The organism is Burkholderia sp. TSV86 (genome assembly GCF_001522865.1).
GTDB lineage: Bacteria > Pseudomonadota > Gammaproteobacteria > Burkholderiales > Burkholderiaceae > Burkholderia.
Map to the genome: position 1 here is coordinate 1 of NZ_LOWB01000128.1, position 5538 is coordinate 5538.

The 5538-nt window shown below is 55.8% G+C and carries 7 protein-coding genes and 1 pseudogene; 6 read left to right on the top strand and 2 right to left on the bottom strand.

What is annotated here, in order from left to right:
• Window positions 1-275: 275 nt before the first annotated feature.
• Window positions 276-806 (bottom strand): PAAR domain-containing protein, encoded by a 531-nt coding sequence (locus WS68_RS23980; protein ID WP_059573220.1) that lies wholly within the window; start codon window positions 804-806, stop codon window positions 276-278.
• A 386-nt stretch (window positions 807-1192) separates the two neighbouring features.
• Between WS68_RS23980 and WS68_RS23985 the strand changes: the two genes are divergently transcribed.
• The 6 genes from WS68_RS23985 (at window position 1193) to WS68_RS24005 (ending at window position 5313) form a co-directional block, all read left to right on the top strand.
• Window positions 1193-1897: a hypothetical protein gene (locus tag WS68_RS23985; RefSeq protein ID WP_059573221.1), complete on the top strand. Its 705-nt coding sequence runs from the start codon at window positions 1193-1195 to the stop codon at window positions 1895-1897.
• Between the two features lie 240 nt (window positions 1898-2137).
• Window positions 2138-2422, top strand: a complete 285-nt coding sequence (locus WS68_RS23990) for a hypothetical protein (RefSeq protein ID WP_059573222.1) — start codon at window positions 2138-2140, stop codon at window positions 2420-2422.
• Window positions 2419-2787, top strand: a complete 369-nt coding sequence (locus WS68_RS23995; protein ID WP_059573223.1) for a helix-turn-helix domain-containing protein — start codon at window positions 2419-2421, stop codon at window positions 2785-2787. The genes WS68_RS23990 and WS68_RS23995 overlap by 4 nt, the downstream gene beginning before the upstream one ends.
• Window positions 2787-3806, top strand: coding sequence for an ImmA/IrrE family metallo-endopeptidase (locus tag WS68_RS24000; RefSeq protein ID WP_059573224.1), 1020 nt, complete (start codon window positions 2787-2789; stop codon window positions 3804-3806). The genes WS68_RS23995 and WS68_RS24000 overlap by 1 nt, the downstream gene beginning before the upstream one ends.
• Window positions 3803-4447: a C1 family peptidase gene (locus WS68_RS27010; RefSeq protein ID WP_082710276.1), complete on the top strand. Its 645-nt coding sequence runs from the start codon at window positions 3803-3805 to the stop codon at window positions 4445-4447. The genes WS68_RS24000 and WS68_RS27010 overlap by 4 nt, the downstream gene beginning before the upstream one ends.
• Before the next feature lie 5 nt (window positions 4448-4452).
• Window positions 4453-5313, top strand: coding sequence for a hypothetical protein (locus WS68_RS24005; RefSeq protein ID WP_156429655.1), 861 nt, complete (start codon window positions 4453-4455; stop codon window positions 5311-5313).
• Between the two features lie 56 nt (window positions 5314-5369).
• Here the strand turns inward: WS68_RS24005 and WS68_RS28095 are convergent.
• A pseudogene (locus WS68_RS28095) lies at window positions 5370-5538 on the bottom strand (IS481 family transposase); the annotation flags it as partial.

Sequence of the window (5538 nt, forward strand, 5' to 3'; positions counted from 1 at the left end):
TGCTTTCAGGTTTTAAGGTTTCCATGACCCCATTCTCTCAAAGGTTGAGGTCTCCGAAAAACCCGGGCCGATTCAGTCGCGCAAATTGCGTGAGACGCACTGCTGTTTGAGTTTGGCCTCGGACTCGCTCTCGTCCGGCGAACGGTTGCACACACAGACTGCTTTGCAGATGACTTTCTTGTCGACTGGGTCGAGCGTCAAAGGCTTCAAGCGAACTGGCGTTGTTGTGCCCTTGGGCGTCATCCCGCCTGGGGCGCTGCTCGATCCGTAGCCACTCATGCCGAGCCACCTTCGCCCGACGCCTCGGAGCCGAAGCGCAGTGAAGCGGGGGAATCGGCTTCATGCCACTGCGTGTAGCCCTCGGCGTCCGTTGTGCCAGTTAGCGTTCGGCCATCAGCCGTTTCAAGCGAATAGGGGTGGTTCGGGACAGGCTTGCCTGTCACTTCGTCGAGCACCTGAAAACGCCCGCGATACGAGTCCGCCGCATTGGCTGTTGCTTCATGCGTCGCGGTCTTTCCGCCGGTTCCGCCGGGGCCCGTCGGCACGCGCGCGTGAGCAAGCGTCTGCGAAGAGATCAGCGACGCGCCGCACGCGGTCTTGTCGCCCTCGAATGCGGCCGCTCGGCCTTGCAAGTTGAAGCCCGGGTTTTTGCTTGTGACGATCGGATAGACGCCACCGCAACGTGGGCACGTAACCATATCGCCCACGCGCGCCATCGGTTTGCCATCGACGTTGGTCGTCGATGCGCAGCCGATCACACGCCCGCCATGGGTGGTGGTGTCGCCCTCAACGATAAATGCATCCATGTTGTTGTTTCCGTCTTTTGGGATTGCGCCGAGGCTACTTTAAACTAAATGTCTGATGAAAACGTCAAAACTCGTCAGAGGACTCGCGTAACCCAGGGAGCACACCGGATGGGTTCAGCGCGGGACGCAAAGTGCTGGCGAACGATGGACAGGATTAGCAGGGGGGAATATCTCTGGTGTTCAAACACGTCGAGGCCGGGATGCCGTGAACACCTATTTCGGTTCGCGACGAACAATTGAATTCGCGGCCACAAACGGGCAATTCCGTTGTCGCCAAGAGTGGACGTACAAGTGCGGCTGCCTCATGGAAGCACGAGGCATTGCCTTTCTGGCGCGCGCGACGACTTCGATCTACTCTGTTGAATCATACGTTGGAGCCTCTGTCCATGAAATGCTGGATCTGCGGTGCTGAAGACGCCGCCACTCGGGAGCACCTGGCCAAAGCCTCCGATCTCAAGGCGCTGTTTGGCAAGGCGACACAGGCCAAACCACTTTTCTTCAACGCAAGCGATCAGTCAAGTCGACCTCGCCGCCGAAACGTGAAGGTCGGTAGCATCAAGTCGGACACGCTGAAGTTCGCGCACCGCATCTGCCTGACCTGCAACAGCAAGCTAACGCAACCGTATGACTACGCTTGGGAGCACGCCTCGGGAGAATTGCGCGATGCGGTGCCGCGGTTGCTAGGGGCAGGATCGTTCCGCGCCAGCTGGCTCTTTTCCTATGACACGCGGCGCTGCATGCGGCGCGTGCACCTTTACTTCACCAAGCTATTCGGCTGCCTTGTGGTCGAAGGTGGCATCCCGATCGACATTGCACCGATCGCAAAGGCGTTGGTCGACGGGCAAACGCACCCCCATATCTACTTGGCATTCGGTCATTTGCCTATGCCGGTAGAGGTCGCCGGTGGCTCGGACGTCCAAACCGCCCAGCATAACGGCCAGGTGGCCTTCGCGACATGGCTGTACCACGTGGGCGATCTGGCTGTGAATGTACTGTATGCGCTGCCGGGCGAGCAGCGCGAGGGCCTCAAAGTGGCTTGGCATCCCCGTATGGGCGCCAAGCGCCTTCGTTTCTCTCGCTTTGGCGATTGAACCGAGACGTCCTCTGCCGATGCCGCTTCTCGCGTGAAGGCATGAAATCGCAGGGTTCTCGATCACCAGATGGGCACATAGAACCCCCTCTTGCAAGATTGTGATCGACGCGGAGAAGTTTCAGATGTCCGCACAATATGTCCCCGTTTTATCCGAGCAGTGATCGCTTGGTTTGAGAACTTGACTTCCTCCACCGGGGATGTATGATTTCCGTACATTCAATGTTCGAAAATTTGCCAAATGGAAGACTCCCAGCCGATCACGCAGCAGATAGAGGCGGTCCTGAGCCAATTTTGGGACGATAACGCTATCCCCGTTGATAGTTCGGCGGACGAGACACTCGAGTACATGGCGCCACTGGACTCAATGAGCGCAGTGGAGGTGCTGACGCACTTGGACGAGATAGTGGGCAAGGAGCTCGACGCGGGCTCCGTGATTCGAAAGGGGGGATATGACTCCAAAGAACAGTTTATTAGTGATGTAACCACGAAAGTGCTTGCTCACATCGGAACGGAGGTCACATGAACGCTAATGAAGATGCGGACGAACAGCGCCAGCAGATGGCGCGACGGCTGCGTGAAGCGCGCGCGTACTTGGGCCTATCCCAGGATGATGTTGCGAACGCGCTCGGAATTTCCCGCCCGGCGGTTACCAATATCGAATCTGGGCTTCGCAAGGTGGAAGCAGTCGAGTTGGACAAGCTTGCCCGTCTGTATGGACGTCCCGTGCAGTTTTTCCTGACTGGTGAGGAACCCGCAGGAAGCGATGCCAAGGTCGAATTCTTGGCCCGCACGTTGAACGGTCTTTCCGAGCGGGACATAGAGGAAGTGTCGAGATTTGCTGAATTCTTGAAGCGCAGTCCGAAATCAGGCGGCCGGGGAGATAAGTAATGACCGTACGCGACGAATTGTTCGCTGTTGGGCGGAAGGTGTCGGAGGTCCTTGAGGCCACTGATGCGCGACACCGGATCGCCGATGGCTATACCCGAATCGATCCATTTTCAGTGGCCGCACTCGAATCTGTGCCAGTGATGGTGCGCCCGTTGGATCGATTGCTGGGAGCTTTTCTTCGCGAATCTCAACCGGGTATTCTCGTGAATGGTGAACGGCCAGCTGGCTTGGTTCACATGACGTGTGCCCACGAGCTTGGTCACTATTTTCTTGGGCACGAGACGACAACAGATCACAGCATTGATTACGATGCCAGTGCAAGTCTGAAGGAGCGACAGGCAGATTGGTTCGCCTATTTGCTCCTGACGCCTCGGTGGCTGTTGGCGAAGCTGATGACGTTGAAGAACTGGAATACGTCTTCGCTCAAGAATCCTGTTGTTGTTTACCAGTTGTCGTTGCGGATGGGAGTGAGCTATACCGGAACGGTATGGTCATTGCATCGACAGAAGCTGATGAGCCTCGATGAGGCAAAGCGATTGGTGCGCGTTTCGCCGAAGGATATAAAACGCTCCATTGCCCCCTTCGCGTTAGATGATTCACGTATTGAAGATGTCTGGCTGCTTGACGAACGAGATCGTGACTTGATTCTTGAGCCACGTGCACAGGACCGGTTTGTTGTTGACCTCCCAAGTCGAATCTCTGCCGGATACATGTGGTCGCTGGATGAGGCAGCGGCCGACGGATTCGAGCTGCAGCCCGCACTGGTTGATTCTCGTGAGGAGTCCGTGGCGGGTGATGATATTCAAGTAGGCGGAACGCATCCGTTGCGGTACACGTTGGAGCATGACGGTGCGGCCCCAGTACCTGTAGTCAAGCTGGAATTCCATGAGTCTCAGCCTTGGCAAGATGAGGAGATTGCCGACACGTTGTTCGGCCTCGAGGCAAGATTCGAATCTATTGAGCTTGGCCTCACCTCACAATCGCGGCGGCAGCTGGTTCAAGGAGTAGCTGCGCAATGAGCATCGAGATTCTCCATGATGTGTCATCGGCGTTTGGGCCAGCACGTTCACAAGGTAGTCGACCAACGTGTATGGCGTTCGCGATGTCGGACCTGAGTAGGTTCCATGCACAAAGTCCGTTGCTCAGCGCGGAATATCTTTATCAAAGTGCGGCGGCAAAGACACCTGGCTGGAAACCTGGCGAAGGCACGTATACGAAATATGCGATCGTAGCTGCGGCTGATCCTGGACTGCCGGTTGAAGAAGTGCTGCCATACAAGCAGTTCGAACCAACGTTGCCGCTTGCAGTTTTACCGCTGCCGGAAGACAGCATATTCTTTCGTACGGTCATGAAAGGCGGAAATATCTCGAACGCTACGGCCGTCGGGACGATGCTCGCGCAAGGCAGCCCTGTTGGACTCGTTATCAATCTGACGCCGGAATTCATGCGCCCCAAAGCAGGACTGGTTGATTTCTCGCCGAAGGTCTATCCTGGCCAGCGTCATGCTGTAATTGCAACAGCTGTTGGCACACACAAGACATCCTCTGAGCGATACATTCGTATCCGAAACAGCTGGGGGGTTGGCTGGGGAGATAACGGGCATGCCTGGCTGCATTCGGACTACATTGATACACATACTGTTGACGCATTCAGGAAATGACTGCTATGGGCAAGCTTTTTCATGCTGACCGATTGGTTCCTGTCTGGCTTGATGCAAGTAGGCATCTCGATGCACGGAAGGACTATGGTCGAACGGATCGCAATTTGATGCTGGAGATCGCTGCCCCGGAAATACTCGATCCCTTAGATTTGCAAGTATTTAATCAAGTCGATGCAGTGCTGCGGAAGTATTCGAACGGGCTGAATGTTAAGACAGTGGCCGCTACTATTTTTCCTGTCGCACTCTATAAACGTCACGGCCGGGAGGGCATGTACAGGGAATATGTGAACATCATGAAGCGTGCAGCAGTTCGCAATACGTGGGGCACATATGCGATGCGTATGATGGCGTGGCCGACGGGAACTGGAAAACACATCAACCAGCTTGAGACGACGATTGTTAAGTTGGATCGTGCTGCGCACGGTGGCCATCCGTACCAGTCAGCGTTCGAGGTCGGGATCGTTGCTCCCGATGTTGACGCGGGACTTTGCGAGACTGCTGACTTGGATCTCAGTGCTGTCTCGCCAGTGTGTGAAATCGCAACTTTCCATGCAGCGACGGACGGGAGGAAGATTTCCAATATGCCATGCCTAAGTCATCTTTCATTCAAGCTGACTAATCGAGAGGCTGTTGATTTGACCGCAATCTATCGCTCGCATCACTACGCTGCACGTGCGCTCGGGAATCTCCTCGGGCTTTCTCAGCTGCTCGGCTTTGTGGCGCGAGAGGCCAAACTGAAAGTTGGAACGCTTACGTGCATCTCCACACACGCTGAGCTTGACCTGAATAGTTGGGGTGGTGCCACGAAAGGCAGCACGTTACTGAATTCATTGCCCGCCTATCGAGAGGGAGCACAGCAGAGTTGAAGTGTATTAGCCGGGACTTGATCTGACAGGTAGTCGGGCCGACAAAGTACGAGTCATCAATGGGGGATGAGTTTCTCCTTGGCGAGATCGAGCGAATCGAGGAAAGTGCGCATCGGCGTCTTGCCGTAACACCAGCGCCCCTGATGCTCTCGTTCATTGTTGTACTGGTCGAGCCACGCATCAAGGTCCGTCTGCAAGGTGGCGATCGAGTCGTAGATCTTCTTG